The sequence below is a fragment of the Eubacterium multiforme genome (assembly GCF_030813415.1).
Taxonomy (GTDB): domain Bacteria; phylum Bacillota; class Clostridia; order Clostridiales; family Clostridiaceae; genus Clostridium; species Clostridium multiforme.
This window is the reverse complement of sequence record NZ_JAUSUF010000001.1, coordinates 361,056-382,427: the sequence shown is the minus strand read 5'-3', so window position 1 is coordinate 382,427 and position 21,372 is coordinate 361,056. Positions and strand designations below refer to the sequence as shown.

19 protein-coding genes are annotated in these 21,372 nt (G+C 25.9%); 10 read left to right on the top strand and 9 right to left on the bottom strand.

The genetic code is table 11. The features are described from left to right. Nucleotides 1-38 precede the first annotated feature (38 nt). The 5 genes from ptsG (at nucleotide 39) to J2S18_RS01745 (ending at nucleotide 8,744) form a co-directional block, all read left to right on the top strand. A complete protein-coding gene (gene ptsG, locus J2S18_RS01765) occupies nucleotides 39-2,075 on the top strand; it encodes a glucose-specific PTS transporter subunit IIBC (RefSeq protein WP_307482456.1) in 2,037 nt (678 codons plus the stop codon). Between the two features lie 98 nt (nucleotides 2,076-2,173). Further along, nucleotides 2,174-4,126, top strand: coding sequence for a sensor histidine kinase (locus J2S18_RS01760; protein WP_307482453.1), 1,953 nt, complete (start codon nucleotides 2,174-2,176; stop codon nucleotides 4,124-4,126). Then, nucleotides 4,110-6,125: an ATP-binding protein gene (locus J2S18_RS01755; protein WP_307482450.1), complete on the top strand. Its 2,016-nt coding sequence runs from the start codon at nucleotides 4,110-4,112 to the stop codon at nucleotides 6,123-6,125. The genes J2S18_RS01760 and J2S18_RS01755 overlap by 17 nt, the downstream gene beginning before the upstream one ends. Before the next feature lie 58 nt (nucleotides 6,126-6,183). After that, entirely contained in the window at nucleotides 6,184-6,684 is a 501-nt protein-coding gene (locus J2S18_RS01750; RefSeq protein ID WP_307482447.1) for a TspO/MBR family protein, read from the top strand. Nucleotides 6,685-6,779: 95 nt separating this feature from the next. Continuing rightward, entirely contained in the window at nucleotides 6,780-8,744 is a 1,965-nt protein-coding gene (locus J2S18_RS01745; RefSeq protein ID WP_307482445.1) for a DNA topoisomerase, read from the top strand. A gap of 67 nt (nucleotides 8,745-8,811) precedes the next feature. Here J2S18_RS01745 and J2S18_RS01740 read toward each other — a convergent pair whose 3' ends face one another. The 6 genes from J2S18_RS01740 to J2S18_RS01715 all read right to left on the bottom strand — a co-directional run bounded on the left by J2S18_RS01740 (nucleotide 8,812) and on the right by J2S18_RS01715 (nucleotide 13,915). Then, complete coding sequence (locus J2S18_RS01740; protein ID WP_307482443.1) at nucleotides 8,812-9,528, bottom strand: LrgB family protein; 717 nt, start codon at nucleotides 9,526-9,528, stop codon at nucleotides 8,812-8,814. After that, nucleotides 9,512-9,898, bottom strand: coding sequence for a CidA/LrgA family protein (locus tag J2S18_RS01735; RefSeq protein ID WP_307482440.1), 387 nt, complete (start codon nucleotides 9,896-9,898; stop codon nucleotides 9,512-9,514). Before J2S18_RS01735 ends, J2S18_RS01740 begins: the two co-directional genes overlap by 17 nt. 179 nt (nucleotides 9,899-10,077) lie before the next feature. Beyond that, entirely contained in the window at nucleotides 10,078-10,866 is a 789-nt protein-coding gene (locus tag J2S18_RS01730) for an ABC transporter permease (RefSeq protein ID WP_307483512.1), read from the bottom strand. After that, the gene (locus J2S18_RS01725; RefSeq protein WP_307482437.1) at nucleotides 10,862-11,626 is read right to left on the bottom strand and encodes an ABC transporter ATP-binding protein; all 765 of its coding nucleotides are present in this window, start codon (nucleotides 11,624-11,626) and stop codon (nucleotides 10,862-10,864) included. Before J2S18_RS01725 ends, J2S18_RS01730 begins: the two co-directional genes overlap by 5 nt. A gap of 208 nt (nucleotides 11,627-11,834) precedes the next feature. Continuing rightward, the gene (locus tag J2S18_RS01720) at nucleotides 11,835-12,854 is read right to left on the bottom strand and encodes an ABC transporter substrate-binding protein (RefSeq protein WP_307482435.1); all 1,020 of its coding nucleotides are present in this window, start codon (nucleotides 12,852-12,854) and stop codon (nucleotides 11,835-11,837) included. 86 nt (nucleotides 12,855-12,940) lie between these two features. Further along, nucleotides 12,941-13,915 (bottom strand): acyltransferase family protein, encoded by a 975-nt coding sequence (locus J2S18_RS01715; protein ID WP_307482432.1) that lies wholly within the window; start codon nucleotides 13,913-13,915, stop codon nucleotides 12,941-12,943. 152 nt (nucleotides 13,916-14,067) lie between these two features. Between J2S18_RS01715 and ppaX the strand changes: the two genes are divergently transcribed. Genes ppaX through J2S18_RS01700 form a run of 3 tightly spaced genes read left to right on the top strand, consistent with a single transcriptional unit; the run spans nucleotide 14,068 to nucleotide 15,768 of the window. After that, the gene (gene ppaX, locus J2S18_RS01710) at nucleotides 14,068-14,703 is read left to right on the top strand and encodes a pyrophosphatase PpaX (RefSeq protein WP_307482428.1); all 636 of its coding nucleotides are present in this window, start codon (nucleotides 14,068-14,070) and stop codon (nucleotides 14,701-14,703) included. 11 nt (nucleotides 14,704-14,714) lie between these two features. Then, a complete protein-coding gene (locus J2S18_RS01705) occupies nucleotides 14,715-15,053 on the top strand; it encodes an arsenate reductase family protein (protein ID WP_307482425.1) in 339 nt (112 codons plus the stop codon). A gap of 7 nt (nucleotides 15,054-15,060) precedes the next feature. After that, entirely contained in the window at nucleotides 15,061-15,768 is a 708-nt protein-coding gene (locus tag J2S18_RS01700; protein ID WP_307482423.1) for a flavin reductase family protein, read from the top strand. Between the two features lie 15 nt (nucleotides 15,769-15,783). Here J2S18_RS01700 and J2S18_RS01695 read toward each other — a convergent pair whose 3' ends face one another. Beyond that, nucleotides 15,784-17,091, bottom strand: a complete 1,308-nt coding sequence (locus J2S18_RS01695) for a D-alanyl-D-alanine carboxypeptidase family protein (RefSeq protein ID WP_307482421.1) — start codon at nucleotides 17,089-17,091, stop codon at nucleotides 15,784-15,786. A gap of 201 nt (nucleotides 17,092-17,292) precedes the next feature. On the opposite strand from J2S18_RS01695, the gene J2S18_RS01690 reads away from it, so the two are divergent. Beyond that, nucleotides 17,293-18,018 (top strand): polysaccharide deacetylase family protein, encoded by a 726-nt coding sequence (locus J2S18_RS01690; RefSeq protein ID WP_307482418.1) that lies wholly within the window; start codon nucleotides 17,293-17,295, stop codon nucleotides 18,016-18,018. Nucleotides 18,019-18,067: 49 nt separating this feature from the next. Here J2S18_RS01690 and J2S18_RS01685 read toward each other — a convergent pair whose 3' ends face one another. Further along, a complete protein-coding gene (locus J2S18_RS01685; protein WP_307482416.1) occupies nucleotides 18,068-18,799 on the bottom strand; it encodes a type 1 glutamine amidotransferase in 732 nt (243 codons plus the stop codon). A 15-nt stretch (nucleotides 18,800-18,814) separates the two neighbouring features. Beyond that, nucleotides 18,815-20,173 carry a MurT ligase domain-containing protein gene (locus tag J2S18_RS01680; RefSeq protein WP_307482412.1) on the bottom strand — a complete coding sequence of 453 codons (1,359 nt, stop codon included), beginning with the start codon at nucleotides 20,171-20,173 and terminating at the stop codon, nucleotides 18,815-18,817. A gap of 203 nt (nucleotides 20,174-20,376) precedes the next feature. On the opposite strand from J2S18_RS01680, the gene manA reads away from it, so the two are divergent. Beyond that, nucleotides 20,377-21,354 carry a mannose-6-phosphate isomerase, class I gene (gene manA, locus J2S18_RS01675; RefSeq protein WP_307482410.1) on the top strand — a complete coding sequence of 326 codons (978 nt, stop codon included), beginning with the start codon at nucleotides 20,377-20,379 and terminating at the stop codon, nucleotides 21,352-21,354. The last annotated feature ends 18 nt before the right edge of the window (nucleotides 21,355-21,372 follow it).

The following is a 21,372-nucleotide window of genomic DNA, read 5'->3' as shown; positions in this document are numbered from 1 at the left end:
AAAAATAATATTGTTATAAATTAGAAAGGAGAATAGAGATGAGTAAAAAGATTTTTGGAGTTTTACAAAGAATAGGTAAAGCTTTAATGTTACCAGTGGCACTTCTTCCAGCAGCAGGATTATTATTAGCCTTTGGTAATTTATTTATGAATGAAGCATTTTTAGTTAATTTTCCATATTTAAGAGCGGACTGGATACAATTAGTTGCAAATGTAATGGAACAGTCAGGTAATGTTATTTTTACAAACTTACCATTAATTTTTTCTGTGGGAGTTGCAATTGGACTATCAGATGGAGATGGAGTTGCTGGTCTTGCAGCTATAGTTGGATTTTTAATAATGAACGTTTCTATGGGAACTTTCATAGGAGTTACTAGTGATATGTTAACAGATCCTATGTATACCACTGTAGTTGGAGTTCCAACCCTCCAGACTGGAGTATTTGGAGGAATAATAATGGGCCTCATAGCATCAGCTATGTACAATAAGTTTTATAAAATTGAACTGCCTCCTTACTTAGGCTTTTTTGCAGGAAAGAGATTTGTACCAATTGTTACAGCTGCAATTGGAGTTCTTTTAGGAATATTAATGACATTTATATGGCCTCCAATTCAACAAGGATTGTTTTATTTTTCAAGAAGTATGATTGATGCTAATCCTACTATAGCATCATTTTTATTTGGAGTTATTGAAAGGGCATTAATACCTTTTGGGTTACATCATATTTGGTATAATCCATTTTGGTATCAGTTTGGAGAATATATAAATAAGGCTGGACAATTAGTTATGGGAGATCAAAATATATTTTTTGCTCAATTAAAAGATGGAGTTCCCTTTACAGCTGGAACATTTATGACAGGAAAATTTCCTTTTATGATGTTTGGTCTTCCAGCAGCAGCCCTTGCAATATATCAAGAAGCTAAACCAGAAAATAAAAAGGCAGTGGCAGGAATTATGGGATCAGCTGCTCTTACATCATTTTTAACTGGTATTACAGAACCTTTAGAATTTGCTTTTCTTTTTGTTGCACCAGTTCTTTTTGGAGTTCACGCTTTAATGGCAGGTTTATCCTTCATGATTATGCAAATTTTAAATGTTAAAATTGGTATGACATTTTCAGGAGGAATAATAGATTTTATTTTATTTGGAATAATACCAAATAGAACGCCATGGTATTTAGTAATAGTAGTTGGAGCAGTTTATGCTTTAGTTTATTACAGCTTATTTAGAATATTAATAAGAAAGTTTAATTTAAAAACTCCTGGACGTGAAGATGATAATGAAAAGTTAAGCACTACAAATTCATCGGAAGCCTCCCTTGCAAGTGGAGTTTTAAAAGCACTTGGAGGAAAGGAAAATATAGAAAATTTAGATGCTTGTATAACTAGACTTAGAGTAATTGTAAAAGATGTATCAAAAGTTAATAAAGATGAATTAAAAGCTTTAGGGGCAGCTGGAGTTATGGAAGTTGGAAATAATATTCAAGCTATTTTTGGACCAAAATCTGATATATTAAAAGGTCAAATAAAGGACATAATAGCAGGAAATTTACCAATTGAAAGTAAATTAGAAGCAAAAGATGAAATAGGAGAGATAGATAAAAGATATCTTGAAGATATACCAGAGGATATTTTAGCACCTCTAACTGGAAATGTAATAAAATTAGAAGAGGTTCCAGATAAGGTTTTTGCAGAAAAGATGATGGGAGAAGGTTTTGCAATTGAACCTTTAGGTAATGTAGTAACTTCTCCTGTAAGTGGAGAGATAACTTCATTATTTGGAACAAAGCATGCCATAGGAATAACAAGTGATAATGGATTAGAAATTCTTATTCATGTTGGTATGGATACAGTTTCACTAAATGGAGAAGGCTTTACTGCATACATAAATCAAGGAGATAAAGTAAAGGTTGGAGATAAACTTTTATCAGTAGATTTTGATAAGATAAAAGAAAAGGTACCTTCTATTGTAACGCCAGTTGTATTTACTAATTTAACTGAAAATAGTAAATTAGAAATAAATTATGGAGAGGTAAAGTCTTCTAAGGATGTAGTTGCAATAATAATAAATAGATAATTATAAAACCTAGTCAAAATATTTTGACTAGGTTTTGTTCATAAAAACTTCACATAATAGGAAAAATAAAGTAAAATATTAAGGGTATGGAGGGGTTTATGGAATTTAATAGAAAAATGAGAGATATTATATATATCAATAAGAAAAATTATATTATTATGACTTTAATATTTTTTGCTATATATATTGTTTTATATTGTTTAACATCTATATTTTTTGAAAGAAATATAGATATGTTTGAATTTATTATAAGAATATTTGTATTGATATCAACATTTTCAATTTTGCTTTTAATATATTCTACTAAAAACGTATTTGATGTTAGAATATTTAAATTTTTATCAATACATTTTATTGTAATAATTTTAATAAATTTAAATTCATTATTATTTGAAGTAAGCAAATTAAATTTAAATTATTATGACAAAGTATTATATAGATATTTTGGAAATGTATTATTTATTTTATCAGCAGGATTAGTTTATAAATATTTAAGAGATCCTAAAATAAAACTATTAAAAAATATATTTATAATTTTTATAGTTATTTCAATAATGAATTTATTAAAGGTACAAGAATATTATTTAGCATTAGATATATTTAACTTAATAATAATTTTATTGATATGTTTAAGAAATATATTAATAATAAAAAAATATAAAATTTATTGGAAACACAAAATTAATTATATATATGTTTATACTATTTCAATTTTTATGATAGTAATTATAAATTGTATTTCACTTATTTTTAAAATAGTAATAATTAATGAAATGGTTAATTTAATATTTTTTATTTCTTTTTCTAGTATGGTTTCCTGTGCTATATATGTAATTATAAATATTCCATATAAGGTGTTATTTAAAGAGTTATATGAAAGAAATGAAAAATTAAATAATATAAATACTAATATTTCAATTAAAAATAGTGAACTTGAAGTATCTCATATTTTAATACGAAAAAAAGAAATGATATTTAAAGACTTTTTTAAAAGTATACCTGTTCCAATAATAATATTAAGTGATAATACAAGCAGAGTTATTTATTGCAATAAGTATTTTTTGAGTTTAATAGAAGAAGAGAATATTAGAAATGTTATAAATAAGAAAATTTCTAAATTAATTAAATTTAATGAAGATGATACTTTTGAAGTTAAATATATATGTGATAAAAAAATATATAGAGGCGAGATAGAGTGTAATGGACATGGGAAATATTTAAATATAGAGGTAATAGATTATAACAAGGAAAATGGGGAAATTATATTAAATATAACGGATATAACATCAAAAATAAAAATAAATACAATGAAAGAAAATATAGAAAGAAAACTTTTACAAGAAAAGATAAAGAGAGATTTTCTGTCTAACATAAGTCATGATTTAAAAACACCTATAAATGTTATTTATTCAGCTCTTCAATTAGAACATATATTTATAGAAAATAAAGATAGACAAGCCTTATTAAAATATAATGGTATATCTAAGAAAAATTGTTTGTCTCTTATGAAGCTTACTAACAATTTAATAGATAGTAGTAAAATTGAATCAGGTTATTTATATCCAAATTTAAAAAGAATAAATGTTGTGGAGTTTGTAGAGGATACTGTAAATAGTTTAATTTGTTATGCAAAGCAAAAGGAAATTGAATTGTTATTTGATACAAATAATGAAGAGATATATTTAAATTTAGATGAAAATTTCATGCATAGAATTTTATTAAATATTATATCAAACTCAATTAAATATATTTTAGAAGATGGGAAAATATTTGTAGGAGTATTTGAAAATGAGGAAGATATTAATATAGTTATTAAAGATAATGGGGTAGGAATGAGTAAGGAGTTTATAGATAAGATATTTATTAAATATTCAATGGGTAAAAATAACCATGCAGTAGAGGAAAAAGGAAGTGGCATTGGATTATTTGTAGTGAAAAAGTTAGTTGAACTTCAATATGGCAGTATAGATGTAAATAGCAATGAAGGAAATGGCACAAAAATTACAATAAGCTTTAAAAGGGAGAATAATTTAAATGAATATAAAGTATAAAAAGAATATGAAAAAAAATTCATTTAATATTGCAATATTATTGTTATTAGCATTTATTATATTTTATAAAGTATTTGGAATTAACATTTTATTTCACTATATTATTGGAATTTTTTGTGCAACTTTTGGAATATCCTTATCAATAGTTACATTACTTAGAAATACAAAAGGGTATTATAATTATGTTGGCATTGGTTTCTTATTTATAGGAATTATAGAATATATTAAAATATTAATGAGCAAAACAGTTGAAAGAGAATCTGATATTAGACATATATTCATATTTGTAGTATCAAATAATATTTTGTTATTTCTTGTAATATTAGTAGCATTTATACTTATGAAAAAAAAGGTTACTAATATTAAGTGTATAAAAATATATACAATATTAACTTTATCAATTGTATTTTTTAATTATTTTTTGGCTAATATATCAAAAAATGAAAAAGAGTTTTTACAATTATTCTTTTATGTATATATATTTAAAGTTATTTTAATAATTATTGATATAGTAGTAGTCCTTAAACTTAGAAAGGATAAAAATAAAGTAAAATACAGATATATATATAGTTATTTAATTTTTACTATTTTATATCAATGCTGTTATGACATTATATTAAGAAATAATTATAATAATATAATATTTAAGGCAGATATATTTAAATATATAGCTTACTTTTCTATATATGAAGGTATAAGAAATAATGTACTTAATCTTGCCTATTATGAAATGAAGAGTAATTTAGAAAAGTTAAGAATAAAGCAAAGTGAACTTAATATGAAACTTAAGCAAAGAAATACAATTTTAAATGAGCTAAAAGTTATAAAGAAAAAAAGTGAAAAAAGATATTATGATTTAATAGAGTCCTTTAAAGATGGGTTATTAATATTTAATGTTGGTAAATTAACATATATTAATGAGGAAGCTTTAAAAATTTTAGGATTTAATTATAAAGAAGAATTACTTGGAAAAGATATTGAATTTATAATAGGGATTATATGGGATGAAACTGAAATTAGAGATGAGAATTTAGTTCATCAAATTGATTTAATATCCTTTGTAAAAAGCTTATATAAATTTAAAAATAAAAGAAAAAGTATTAGGGAACTAGAATTACATTTAGTTAATAATAATGAAAAGAGACAAATTTTATATATTAGGGATATAGCAGAAATAAATAAGTATAATAAAATGAGAAAAGAGTATGAGGAATATTTAAGGGAGGAGGAAGTTAAAAATAAATTTTATTCAAATATATCTCATGAACTTAGAACTCCAATTAATGTTATAAGCTCAGCATTAACATTAAACGAAGTACATTTAAATAATTATAATATGGAAAGTATAAGTAAAAACAATGAGGTAATAAAACAAAATTGTTTAAGACTTATAAGAACTATAAATAATTTTATAGATGCAAATAAGATTTCAGAAGGATATTTAAGACCTAATAAAAAAGTATACAATTTAGTTGAAGTTATTGAGAATGTTACAATAGCTACTAATAAGTATGTAAAAAGGATAAATAACTCATTAATATTTGATTCTTCTCACGAAGAGGTATATCTTCCGGTAGATAAAAATATGATAGAGAGAATTATGCTTAATCTATTATCAAATAGTGTTAAGCATGGTGAAAATAATAAAAAAATAGAGGTAAATATAAATTTACAGGAATACAATGTAGTTATTACAGTTAGAAATAATGCAAGGCTTATAGAAAATGAAGAAAAAAAATATATGTTTGATGAATTTACAAAAATAAATAAAACTTTAAATAGAAATAAAGAGGGAAGTGGATTAGGTTTATTTTTAAGTAAAACCTTAATAGAACTTCACAATGGAACTATTAACTTTAAAGCAAGTAAGGAATGTGGAAATAAATTTACTATTAAGTTTCCCTTAGAAGATCTACTAGATTATGATATGGGAGAAAATAGTGAAATAGTTACGCTAAACAGAAAAGTTGATATTGAATTTTCAGATATTTATCTTTAAAGAATAATTTAATAATGAAAAAGTATAATAATATTATAAGTATACTTTGAGGTGATATATGAAAAATATTTTTAAGGTAAATGGTAAATTTAATATTATTAGTTTTATTATTTTAATGGCACTTCCAATTGCTGGAGGAGTTATAGTAGGAACTATTACAAAAGGCTCTAGGATAATATATGAAAGTCTTATAAAAGGCCCATTTTTCCCGCCACCATGGATTTTTGGAGTTGCATGGACTATTTTATATATTTTAATGGGATTTGCATCCTACAGAGTTTTTATGAGGCTAAAGGAAGAGAAAAAAAGTTACTTTGAATTAAGCCCCTATTTTATACAGCTTATATTAAACTTTTTATGGCCAATATTATTTTTTAATTTTAGATTATATGGATTGGCAGCTATAGAAATAATAATCCTTCTTATATTTATAGTTATAACAACTATAAAATTTTTTAAGATTGATAAATTCTCAGGAATATTATTTGTTCCATATTTAATATGGACTCTTTATGCAACATATTTAAACATAGTAATATGGATTCTAAATGAAATGTAAAAACATTAAATTTGGAAAAATAGAAGTTTCATAGTATAATTTTAATAAGCCCTCAGAGTGTTTGAGGGTTTATTTTCTTTAGAAAGGAAATAGATATGGGAAAATCTTTATTTATAGCAGAGAAACCTTCAGTAGCAATGGATTTTGTAAAGCTGTTAAAGGTAGATGGAAAAAGGAATAATGGATATATAGAAAGTGAGAAATCTGTATTTACTTGGTGTGTAGGGCATATGGTTACTATGTCTTATCCTGAGGTTTATAATGAAAAACTAAAATATTGGAACTTAAAAGATCTCCCTTTCTTGCCTGAAAAATATAAGTATGAAGTAATAAATTCAGCTAAAGGGCAATTTAATGTAGTAAGTAAATTATTAAATAGAGGGGACATTGACAAAATATATGTTTGTACAGACTCTGGACGAGAGGGAGAATATATATATAGACTTGTTGATGATTTATCAGGAAATCCTAAGAAGGAAAAGCTTCGTGTATGGATTGATTCTCAAACAGAAGAGGAGATTAAAAGAGGAATAAAGGAAGCAAAACCTTTAGATGAATATGATTCTTTAGCTCATTCAGCTTATTTAAGAGCAAAGGAAGATTACATAATTGGAATTAATTTTTCAAGATTATTAACACTTATTTATGGTAGACAATTATCAAACATATTAAAGAAGGATAGAAATTCCGTAGTTGCAGTTGGAAGAGTTATGAGCTGCGTTCTTGGAATGGTAGTTGATAGAGAAAGAGAAATTAGAGATTTTAAAAAGACTTCATTTTATAAGATTTCAGGAAGTTTTAAAAGAGAAGAAAAAGATGAAGAAATAATAGCTGAATGGAAAGGGCTAGAAAAATCTAAGTTTAAAGATTCACCTAAATTATACAATGAAGGTGGATTTAAAAATAAAAAAGACTGTGAAGAACTTATAAAAGAACTTGAGGTTTTAGAAGAGGGAGTAATAGCAAATATTAAAAAAACTAAAGAAAATAAAAATGCTCCATTACTTTTTAATTTAGCAGAACTTCAAAATGAGTGTTCTAGAAAGTTTAAAATAAGTCCAGATGAAACATTAAAGCATCTTCAAACTCTTTATGAAAAGAAGATGGTAACTTACCCAAGAACAGATGCTAGAGTACTATCTACAGCAGTTGCAAAGGTAATTAATAAAACATTATTTAAATTAACAAAATTAGATATTGGAGAAGAACTTTTAAATGCTTCAAAAACAATTTTAGATAATAAATGGTACACAAGTATTTTAAAGAGTAAATATGTTGATGATAAGAAAATAACAGATCACTACGCTATAATTCCAACAGGAGAGGGTAGTTCTATGATAAACTCTCTAAAAGAAATAGAAAGAAAAATGTACTTTTTAATTCTTAGAAGATTTATAGCAATATTTTATAAAAAAGCTCAGTTTAGTAAACAGGCAATTACAATTAATGTTGGTGATGAAAGTTTTTATACAACAAAAAAGGTTTGTATAGAAAGAGGATATTTAGATATATTAGAACAGAAAAAGGAAGAGGATAAGGATGACTTCCCTAAGGATTTGAAAAAAGGTCAAAAGGTATTAATTAATTCCTTAGAAATGAAAGAGGGAGAAACTAGTCCTCCTAAGAGATTTACAACAGGTTCAATAATAATAGCAATGGAAAATGCAGGTAAGCTTATAGAAGATGAAGAACTTAGAGAACATATAAAAGGAGCTGGTATTGGAACATCAGCAACAAGGGCAGAGATTTTAAAGAAACTTATAAATATTGAATATGTTAAATCTAACAATAAAACTCAAACGCTTACTCCAACAGAACTTGGAGAAATGATTTATGAAGTTATAAGTAATTCTATACCATCTCTTTTAAATCCAAAACTTACAGCTTCTTGGGAAAAGGGATTAAAGCTTGTGCAAGAAGAAAATATAAAACCAGAAGAATTTATGAGTAAACTTGAAAATTATACTAAGAAGTCAACATATATAGTTTTTAGAGATAGTAAAATGGGATTTTTAAATAGAAGATTATTAGAGGTTAAAAAAGTTTATAATGAAAATTAGTTAATTAAAAAAATCAGCTTATTAAAATTTTAATAAGCTGATTTTTATTACAATATGAAATTAATATTTAATGTATTATTAATTTATATATAAACATTGCAATATTAAAGGCAAGTGGAGCTACAAAAACTGTCATCATTCCAGCTATACCAATTGAAAGTGAACTCATTGCACCTTCTGTTTCTCCAAGTTCTAATGCCTTACTTGTTCCAACGGCATGAGAAGCTGTTCCAAGAGAAATTCCAATTGCAATTCTATTTGTAATTTTGCATATTCTACAAATAGTTGGTCCTATTATTGCTCCAATTATTCCAGATAAAATAATTGCAAGAACTGTAACAGGAACTATTCCATTAAATTCTTTACTTATAGCAATACCTATTGGTGTTGTTACGGACTTAGGCATTAATGATACTATCATTGAAACATTAAGACCTAGTGAATGTGATAAAAGTATTATTGAAAATATTCCAATTAAAGTTCCAAAGAAAATTCCAATAAAAATAGCTATAGCATTCTTTTTTAAAAGTTCAAATTGTTTATAAAGGGGAACTGCTAAAACTACAGTTGCAGGTCCTAAAAACATATTTATAAATTGTGCACCTGAATTATATGTTTTAAAATCAATATGAAATGCAGTTAAAAATGCAATTACAATTACTATTGCTATAAGTAAGGGATTAAAAAGTGGTAAATTAGTTTTTTTGTAAAAGAATAATCCAATCTCAAATGCAATAAGAGACAAAACTATACTAAAAAATATGTTACTAGTTATTACACTCATTTTTTTCGATTCCTTTCTTTTTTTTATTTAATAGATTTACGACAAATTGTACTATTAAACCAGTTGAGGCAATTGTAATAGCTGTTGTTATTACACAAACTATTATAATTTGAAGAATACTTGCTTTAATAATTCCAAGTGAATTCATTAAACTAACTCCTGCTGGTAAAAAGAAGAAGGCTAAATGATCCAAAAAGAAATTTGTTAAAGTTTCAACTTGACTAACCTTTATGATTTTAGTACAAAGACCTATAAAAAGTAAAAGAAGTCCAATAATATTACCTGGTATAGGTATATGAGTAAGAGCAACTATTACTTCTCCTATTAAATAAATTCCGAATACAATAAGTGCTTCTCTAAATAATTTCAAGTTAATCTCTCCTTAGTATCTTTTGTACCATATTAATGTATCACTTTAAGTTAATTAAGTAAACAAAAAATAAACAAATAAAAACAAAGGATTTACATTGTGTGAAGGCTTATAAATCCTCTGTTTTACTGGATGAAATGGTTATCTAATAAAAATTTTTTTGAAAAGTGAATATATTGTTAATTATGCTTGGTATATTTATCTTCTGCAATAGATACCAATTTATACATTATAAAGGCAATTAATGACAGTATAACAATACTCATCATTACCATATTTAATTGGGAAATTTGTCCGCCATAAACTATTAAAAATCCAAGACCTTCTCTAGCTACTAAAAATTCACCCATTATAACTCCAACCCAAGATAAACCAACATTTATTTTTAGGGCAGATATTAAAACTGGAATTGTATATGGGAATATTAAATATTTTAATATTTGAAATTTAGAGGCTTGAAAAGTTTTCATTAATAAAAGCTTATCTTTATCCACTTCATTAAATCCAGTTAATACACTTATTATTGTAGTAACCAAAGATATTAATAGAGCTATAACAATTATAGCTGTAGTTCCATTTCCAACCCAGAATATTATTATTGGAGCTAAGGCTACCTTTGGAAGTGCATTTAATACAACTAGATATGGATCTAATATTTTTGATGTTAAAGGACACCACCATAAAATAATTGCAACTATTGTACCTATAACAGTACCTAATACAAATCCTAATATTGTTTCATAGGAAGTAACCCATATATGTGTCCATATTGTTCCTTCTTTAATGAAATCTATAAGTGAATTAAACATTCTTGATGGAGATGAAGTTAAAAAAGGATCAATTAATTTTAAGTTAGCTAAAACTTCCCATAAACAAAGAAAGGCTATTAAAATAAAAATTCTAAAAAAGGTTATTTTTAATTTTTCTCTTTTTAATTTTTTTATATAAAGTTCATGTTCAGTACTAATCACTATTATCAAGCTCCTTCCAAAGTAAATCAAAATAAATTTTAAATTCTTCTTCTTTTCGTCTATTAAAAGGAGTTAATGGATCATTTTTAAAATTGATTTTAAATTCTTTTTTTATTAATGCAGGTCTTTTAGTTAAGACAATAATTCTATTTGAAGTAGAAATTGCTTCACTTATATCATGAGTTACCATAATGGCAGTTTTACCTTCTAGTTTTATTATTTCAAAAATTTCATCACATACATTAAGCCTTGTTTGATAATCTAGTGCAGAAAAAGGTTCATCTAAAAATAAAACTCTAGGATTTAATGCAAGAGTTCTAATTAAAGCAACTCTTTGACGCATACCACCTGATAATTCTGTAGGTTTGTGATCTTTAAATTTGCTTAAATCATAATTGTTTAATAGATTTAAAACTCTAGAAATATTTTCATCTGTAAGTAAGCCTTTAATTTTTAATCCAAGGGTTACATTGTTCCAAACAGAGGTCCATTCAAATAAATGATCCTTTTGAAACATATATCCTATTTTATCTAAATTATCCTTTATAGGTTCATTATTAAATAATATTTCGCCACTTGATTGAGGTAAAAGACCACTCATTATATTTAAAAGAGTTGATTTACCACAGCCAGAAGGTCCTAATATACTTAAAAAATCTTTATCATTTACATGAAAACTTACATCTTTTATAGCTTCAGTTTCTCCCTTTAAGGAATGATATTTCATTGTTATATTATTAATGTCTAATAGTGCCAATAGTTTCACCACCTTTAATTTAAAAGATATGTAAAAAGTTATATGGAAATTAAAATTAAAATCTAACACTAATAGAGTTTAAATTTATTAAAAAAGATTTTTAAAAGTATTATATATTTAATAAAGAGGCAAAATAATAAGCTTTAAAAATTGTTTATTATTTTGCCTTTTTAATTAGTATAATTTTCTCATATTATATTTTTAATAATTACTTTTCATTTGTAACTTTTTCTGCAAAACTATTATTCACTATATCATTAAAAGGAGGTCTAGATGGTATTAGTGATGAGTCATATTCAGTTATTATATCCATAAGGTGATTTAAGCCCTCTTCACTTAATTTAGGATCATTTGCAAGGGCACCAATTTCTTTATAGTTATTAATAACAGAAACCATTATATCTTTATCTGTTCCAGGGAAAAATGAAGATATAGAATCTGCAATTTCTTCTGAAGAATGTTTTTCAAACCAAAGTTGTCCTTTATAAATAGCTTTTGTAAAACTTTCTATTACATCAGGATTATTTTCCATATAAGATTTAGTTGAGAAGAAGCAAGTGTAAGGCATTTCTCCGGAAGATTCTCCAATTGATGCAACAATTTTTCCACTACCTTCTTTTTCAAGCATAGAAGCAGTTGGTTCAAATAATGCAACATAATCAGCAGTACCAGCTTTAAAAGCTCCAGCTGTTGCAGTAAAATCTAAATTTGTAACCATATGAACATCTTTTTTAGGTTTTATATTATTTTTGTTTAACACATATTCAAGAGACATTTCAGGAACACCACCAGGTCTTCCACCTATTATGTCTTTTCCCTTTAAATCTGACCATTTAAAATTATCTTCAGTTTTTCTTCCAACTAAGAAAGAACCATCCCTTTTAGTAAGCTGAGCAAATAAAACAGGGTAATCCTCTCTTCCTTGGTTATAAATGTACACTACTTGTTCAGGTCCACAAAAACCTATATCAGAATTTTTAGATAAAACATTTTGCATAACTTTGTCTGCTCCTTGACCAGTAGATAAATCAATATTTAGACCTTCATCTTCAAATAAACCTTCATTTATTGCAACATACATTGGAGCATAGAATATAGAACGAACAACTTCATTTAGTTTTATAGTTTTAAGTTTAGAAGGTTCCTCTTTTTTAGTGCAACCAATAAAGCATATTGAAAGGGAAAATAGCATTGATAAAACAAGAGCTATTTTGGAAAGTTTTTTCATAGGAAAATTCACCTCTAACAAAATAATTACTTATGATTTATAGTATGACAAAATACGCTATAGTGTTAAATGAAAAAAAGCAGCATTTAAATAATGCTACTTTTTTTATTAATTATTTTTTCTTTTAGTTTTAAAAATACATCAGTAATTATAATTGTTGCACAAACTATAATTATTTCTGATAATATAAGTTCGATTAAATTATTATATCTTGCAATACCAACACCGATAAGTATATTACATACAGCAGCATGGGACAAATATAAAATTAATGAATTTTTTCCTAAAGGAGAAAGAATAGTTTTGAAGTTTGGAACTAAAGTTAAAATAAAAGTTCCGATTACAAAGGCTCCTCCATAATGAAAAATTCTTGTTAAAAATGGTGGAAGTAATATATCTTCATTAGCAGCGGAATAACTAAATAGTTCAAATAAAAATTCTAATTTAATATCTTTAGAAAATACATATAATAAAATAAGAACTATTGCTGAAGAAATAAGAAGTTTTATTCGATGTCTTTTTAAAACTTCTACATATTTTTTGTCAAAGGCCATTCCTGCAATGAAAAATGGAAAATAAAAAAGTGTTCTTTCCATACTTCCAAGACTTCCTATGCTATTATCAAAACCTGCAATAAGAGATACTATAATTGCGCCAATTAACCATTTTTTCTTATCTTTAATGTAATCTCCTAGTATATACCAACAGGTTAAAGATAATAAATACCAGAGTGTCCATTGTGGATACATAAATTCAAATTTATATCCACTGCTTCTAAGTATATACTTATAAAAAATTATATAAAATAATTGAGCAAAGAAATATAATTTAAATGTTGATGTAACTTTTTGAACTGTAGTTCTTTTACTTAGTTTTGAGAAATATCCTGATACAAAGGTAAACATAGGCATATGAAACATATAAAGAAATAATAAAAAGTAGTGCGTATCTACATTTTGTGGGCTAGCAAGTTCAATTGAATTGCCTATAATAACAGATAATATAAGAAAACCTTTTAATGTATCAAAATAAAAATCTCTAGTACTTTTTTCTGATTTCATAATAAGCCTCCAAATTAAAGTCTATTAAAAATAATAGCATAAATAGTCAGAAAATACAAATAATTTAAAACTGTTAATTTAAGTTTAAAATTAGTAATGCAAATAGAATTTTGGTATAATAACCATTATATATTTATAGGGGGTATAACAAAATGATAAAAGCTATATTATTTGATTTAGATGGGACTTTATTAGACACAAATGAATTAATATATGAGTCCTTTAAATATACATTTAATAAATGTTTTAACTTAAAACCTTCTAAAGGAGAAATTACAAGTCTTTATGGTATGCCATTAGAAAATAGTCTTATAGATTATTGCAAAGATGAAGAAGAGTTAAAAAGAGCAATTCAAACATATAGAAATTATAACGAAAAAATTCATGATAATATGTGTTTCCCTTTTAAAGGTGTAGAGGAACTTTTAATTAATCTTAAAGAAAAAGATATAAAGATAGGTATTGTTACATCTAAAAGAGAAATATTAGCTAAAAAGGGTATGGATATTGCAGGAATTATAAAATATATGGATATAATAGTTACACCTGAGTGTACTAAAGAACATAAGCCAAAGGGAGAACCTGCATTATATGCTTTAAAAAATTTGAATGTAAAACCAGAAGAAGCTATTATGGTAGGAGATAGCCATTTTGATTTATTATGTGGTAAAAATGCTGGCTGTAAAACTTGTGGAGTTAAGTATACAGCATTAGATATTAAAAAATTAGAGGAAGTAAATCCAGATTATTTTGTGGAATCTCCAATGGAAATTTTAAATTTATTATAAAGGAGTAAAAAATGAATATACAAATATTTGGAACAAAAAAATGCTTTGATACAAAAAAGGCTGAAAGATATTTTAAAGAAAGAAAAATAAAATATGCATTTATTGATATGAAGGAAAAAGGTATTAGTAAAGGGGAATTAACTAGCGTTAGTAATTCAGTTTCTGTTAATGAATTAATAAATGAAAAAAGTAAGGATTATAAAAAATCAAATTTAGCTAAAATAAGAAGTAATGATATGAAATTAGAGATTTTACTTAAAAATCAAAGTGTAATAAAAACTCCAATAGTTAGAAATGGTAAAAAAGCAACTGTAGGATATAAACCAGAAGTATGGAAAGAATGGGAGTAATAAATATATGAAAAAAGAAAGTTTTAAAGGAAGTGTAGTTTTAAATCCAGTTCCTGTAGTTTTAATTTCTTCAAGAAATAATAAAGGGGAGGAAAATGTATTTACTGTTGCTTGGGCTGGAACTGTATGTACAAGACCACCTATGCTTTCAATATCAATAAGACCAGAAAGATTATCTTATGAGTATATAAAAGAGAGCATGGAATTTGTAGTTAATATTCCACATGGAAATATGGCAAAAAAAGTTGACTTTTGTGGAGTTAGAAGTGGAAGAAAAATTGATAAAATAAAAGAAATGAATTTTACTATGGTAGAATGTGATAATATTAATGCATCTTATATAGAGGAGTGTCCAATTAATATAGAATGTAAGGTTAAACAAGTAATTCCTCTTGGAAGTCATGATATGTTTGTAGCAGAAGTTTTAAGTTCTCATATAAATGAAGAATTAATAGATGAAAAGGGAAAGATACATTTTGAAAAGGGAGACTTATTAGCTTACTGTCATGGAGAGTATTATAAATTACCTAGAACTTCAATTGGTTCCTTTGGATATTCTGTTATGAAGAAAAAAACTATAAAAAATAAGACTTCAGAAAAAGAAGTAAGTGATAAAAAAATAGAAAATAAAAAATTAAAATCTTCAAAACCTAAGAAAAAGATTAACGTAAATAAGAAAAAAATAAATAAGAAAAATAAAAAAAGAGGAAAGTAATTCCTCTTTTTTTATTTAGTATCTTCTATAGTGACTATAAGATGATCTTCCATAACGTCTTTTTCTGTAACGTCTCTTATTAATCGTTCTTATTATAAATATTATTATAAGAATAACTATAACAATACCTAAAATTATTCCTAAATAAGCAAATATATTTGCTTTGAATAATTGTCCAAAGGATACTCCAATAGTACCTGCTAGGGCTGCTTTATATTCTTTAACTGAAAGAGTAAGATTAACATTATTACTTGCAGCTACAGACCATGCATCTTTAGTATCTGAATTAAATGTTATCTTAGCATTGTTTTCATTAAATGAATTTTTGTAAAGCATAGCATCTTGTGATAAAGTTACTGGAGCTTTTATTGTTTTTTCTGGACCAAAGAACTTAAACATTTTATATTTTAAAGTTACGTTATTTATTGAATCACCAGATTTTTTATAGATTGATGGTTTTACGGCATAACTATAATCCATTATTGCATTCATATCATTATATCTTGTTGTATCATTTGCACTTACACTTGAATCTAGAACTACACCTATAAGTTCTCTACCATTTCTGTTATAAACAGTAGCTAAACATTCACCAGCTTCATTAGTAGTTCCTGTTTTACCACCTATATTACCATATTTACCTAGAGTTCTATTTCTATTTTCTAATTTAACAGGTTTTCCTGCAATATTAATAGTTGCATCTTTAGTTTCCATTACTTCCTTAACCCATGGATTGCTAAAAGCAGCTTTAGTAAGTAATGCTAAATCATAAGCTGTTGTATAATGATTTGCTTTATGTAATCCGTTTGGTGTTACAAAGTGACTATCTTTCATTCCAATTTCTTGAGCTTTTTTATTCATAAGCTTTGAAAAATTATTAGCATTTCCAGAAACATAATCAGCTATCATATAAGCTGCATCATTTCCTGAGAACATTAATAATCCTTTCATAACATCATCAGCAGTCATTGTATCGCCGACTTTCATCTTAACTCCTGGCCAGTTTGAATGTAATGAATACTGAGGTTGAGCTTTTGCAGACTCAGTAAATTTAATTGTAGTATCTTTTTGTGCATTTTCTGCAAAAATTAGTGCTGTTAATAATTTTGTTATACTTGCAGGATATGCTTTTGCATCTGCATTTTTTGAATAAATAACTTCACCAGTTTTTAAATCCATAGTAATTGCATACTTTGCAGTTATATTTGGATCAGGTACTGCTGTATCAGCATATGATTTTATTACTCCTAAAGGAGATAGCAAATACATAGCAAAAACAAGTACCATTGTTTTTAGTAGTAATCCTTTCTTAGTTAAACTCATTTCTCCACCTCGTTTTTTATTTTGCTAATATTAATGGACGTGCCTATAAAAAAGTATAACATCTTACTTAAGTAATAACAACAAACAATAGAGATAAAAAACAACAGAATTTATTACAATATAATTAAATAAAAATTAAGATTGTAGGCAAACTATATATAAGGTGGTGATATTATAAAAAATTTTAAGAAGATAACTTTATTGTTAGCAATTATTTTAATTATTACTTTAAATTCAGCTTATATTCAAGTAAACTGTAGTACATTGGAAGGGAAAGTTGTTTATTTGACCTTTGATGATGGGCCATCTTATGCAAATACAGGTAAAATACTTAACATACTTAATAAAAATGGAGTGAAAGCAACTTTTTTTGTAGTTGGAAATAAAGTTGTAGAAAATAAAGAGCAAATTAAAAATTTAAAAAAGCATAATATGGCAATATATCCTCACTGTAATGTTCATGATTATAAAAAAATTTATAAAAATAAAGAAGAATATTTTAAAGATTTAAATATCTGTGAGAAAAGAATGAAAAGTGTATTAGGTGAAAATATAAAACTTAACTTTGTTAGATTACCAGGAGGCTCTACAAATACTGTAGGAAAGAGAACAGTTATAAATAGCATAAAGAAACAATTAAAAGAGAAAAGAAAAATGTATATTGACTGGAATATTGATTCAGGAGATGCAAAAGCTTCTAATGTATCTAGCAACATTATAAAAAATAATATTAAGAAAAATTCAGGGGCATACAAAGTTGAGGTTGTTTTAATGCATGATGCAGAAGGAAAGAAAAGTACTGTAAGTTCATTACAAAGTATTATAAATGAATATAAGGCTATGAATTATGAGTTTAAAACTTTAGACAACATATCAAAAGAAGAAATTCAATATTTAAAAAATGCTGGAGTAATAAATAGAAAATAAAAAATAAGCCTATATTGAATTATAAAATCATTTCAATATAGGCGCTTTTTTATTTATCTTTATTTTCAAATCTTTTTATTATAGTTTCTTTAGCTTTAAGTTCAAGTTCATCATTTAAAGGTTCTAAATTAACTTCACCATATTTATGACTTAAAGCAAGAGTTAAAAATCTATCTGCAAGTTCAGGATTTTTAGAAAGTAGGGAACCATGGAAATAAGAACCAAATGTATTTTTGTAAATACAACCTTCATAACCATCTTCACCATTATTTCCGTAACCTTCAATACATTTTCCAAGAGGTTTTAAATTATTTATATAAGTTCTTCCTGAATGATTTTCAAATCCAACATAAGTTTGAGATAATTCTTCATTTTTTATTATTGTATTACCAATAAAACGAGTATCTCCACCTTCAGTATATATATCTAATATGCCTAATCCTTCAAGTTTTTCTCCATTAGGAGCTCTATAATAGTTACCAAGAAGTTGGTATCCACCACATATAGCAATTAAAACTTTTGAATCTTCTACATATTTAGTTAATGCTTCTTTTTTTTCATTTTTTAAATCATCTGAAACTATTGATTGTTCGTAATCTTGACCACCACCAAAGAAGACAATATCATAATCTTCTCCTTTGAATTTATCATTTACAGATATATCAATAATATTAACTTTTATTCCTCTAGCTTCTGCTCTAGATTTTAAAATTAATATATTTCCTACATCACCATAAACATTTAATAGGTCAGGATAAAGATGACAAATATTTAATTCCATAACATTTCCTTCCTTTTACCAAAGTTTTTTGATATATCCTTTTGAATGTAAATATTTTCTATAATTAATCATTGCAGTATAAGTTGCAAGTACATAAATATTAGTATCTTTACATTCTTTAATTTTATTTGTTAAATTTTCATAATCAGCTTCAATTATAAAATTATCAGAATTAAGACCAGCAGTCTTAAGTCTAACAGCCATATCATACATTCTCATACCTGAAACAAAAACATTATTTATTGGAAGCTCTTTAAGACTTTCAAAATTAACATCCCATATCCAAGATACATCACGTCCATCTGCATAATTATCATTTAACATAAATAGTGCAGAGAATGGTTCTTTATTTAAGCATAATGTATCAATTGCTTGGTTATATCCAGCAGGGTTTTTTACAAGAATTATTTTTATATTCTTATCATCAATTTTTATTACTTCTTGTCTACCAAAACTTGAATCTTGCTTTCCTAAAGATTTAGCTATTACACTATCATCTACCCCAAGTTCCTTTGCAATAGAATAAGCACAAAGACCATTATATATATTATAAGCTCCAGATTGACTAATTGTAATTGGAGTATTATTAATAACAACCTTTGAATATTCAGGTGTAGCACTAGCTATTTCATCAACAGTATACTTTAAAGGAGCTCTTTTATATCCACAGCTAGGACAATAAAAATCTCCTAAATGATTATATGTAATGAAGTTATAGCTATAAGGAGCTTTGCAGAATTTACAAAACTTAGAATCAGAGTTTACATCAACCTTTGTATCCTTTTGAATTGGAACATTAAATCCATAAAATTCAGTAGGATTTTTAATATCCAATTTTCCAAGTAAAGATTCATCACCATTTAAAATAAGTTTAGTTTCTGGTGATTTTTTAACTCCCTCTAAAATTTTAGTAAGTGTTGTATACACTTCTCCATATCTGTCAAGTTGATCTCTAAATAAGTTAGTTATAGTAAGAAGTTCTGGAGTTATGTATTCTGTAATAAATTTAACGTTTGCCTCATCAACTTCTATAACTGCATACTTAGAGGAATTGTTGTCATTAAATTTAAAGTTATCTACAAAACAAGAAACAATTCCAGGAAAAAGATTTGCACCTGTATTATTTGTTATTACTTTAAATCCATTTTCTTTAAGTATATTTGTAATCATACTAGTAGTTGTTGTTTTACCGTTAGTACCTGTAACAAGAATAACTTTATAGCCTTTAGAAATAGTTTTTAAAATATTACTATCTATCTTTAAAGCAACTCTTCCAGGAAAAGTACTACCGCCTTTTAAAAAGTTTTTTGAAATGAAGAGTACCATTTTACTAGAAATAATACTCATAAATGATTTTATATTAATAGTATTCACCACCCTATCTTTAAGTATTGACAGTTATTGTTCAAATAATAATTAGTATAACATAAAATATATTATATCGAAATTTTAATTAATACAATATTTAATGTAATTATTACTAAAAAATTAATTATAAGGTTGAGAGAAGAAATTTTTTATCGTATTATTAATATATGTTAAAAATGTATGCAAAAGAGAAAAGGAGAGTATTTAAAATGTATCCAATTATATTTGAAAATTTATACTATGACAAGATTTGGGGAGGAAGAGACTTAGAAAATTTTAGAGACAACATGCCAGAGGGGTTAATAGGAGAAACATGGGATATAGCTTGCCATAGAAATGGTACAGGAGTTGTAAAAAATGGTGAATTTAAAGGAATTAAATTTGATGAACTTATAAAAAAATTACAACATAAGTTAGTTGGAGATAAAATAGGAGTGGAAAACTTTCCTTTACTAATAAAGCTTATAAATGCTAACGACAAGTTATCAGTTCAAGTTCACCCAGGAGATGAATATGCAAGAGTTAAAGATAATGATCTTGGAAAGACAGAAGCTTGGTATGTTGTAGATGCAAAAGAAGGAGCATCTCTTATAGTAGGTACTAAAAACTGTGACAAAGAAACTTTTGAAAAGGCAATAAAGGATGGAAACTTAAATCCATACTTAAACCAAATTCCAGTTAAAAAAGGTGATATGTTCTACGTTAAAAGTGGTTTAGTACACGCAATTTGTGAAGGTGTTGTAATTGCAGAAATACAACAAAATAGTGATACAACTTATAGAGTTTATGACTATAACAGAGGAAGAGAAATACATGTAGAAAAAGCTTTAGATGTTATAGATTTCTCATTAAAGGGAGAAAATATTAAAGGAATAACTATTCATGAAGATGGATATGATAAAACTATACTTTGTATAGGTGAGTACTTTGCAATAGAAAAGTATGAAATCAAAGAAAGTGCAAAGGAAGAAAGCGATAAAAATAGATTTTTCTTATTTACTTGTGTTGAAGGAAATGGAGAAATAGTATGGAAAGATGGTTCATTAGATATAAAGATGGGAGATAGCATACTTATTCCAGCATATCTTGGAGAATATGAACTAAAGGGAGAATTTACATTACTTAAAAGTTTTGTTCCAGATGTTTCAGAAGAAAAAGAAAAAATATTATCAGTAGTTTTAAAATAATATATAAAAATTTTTATA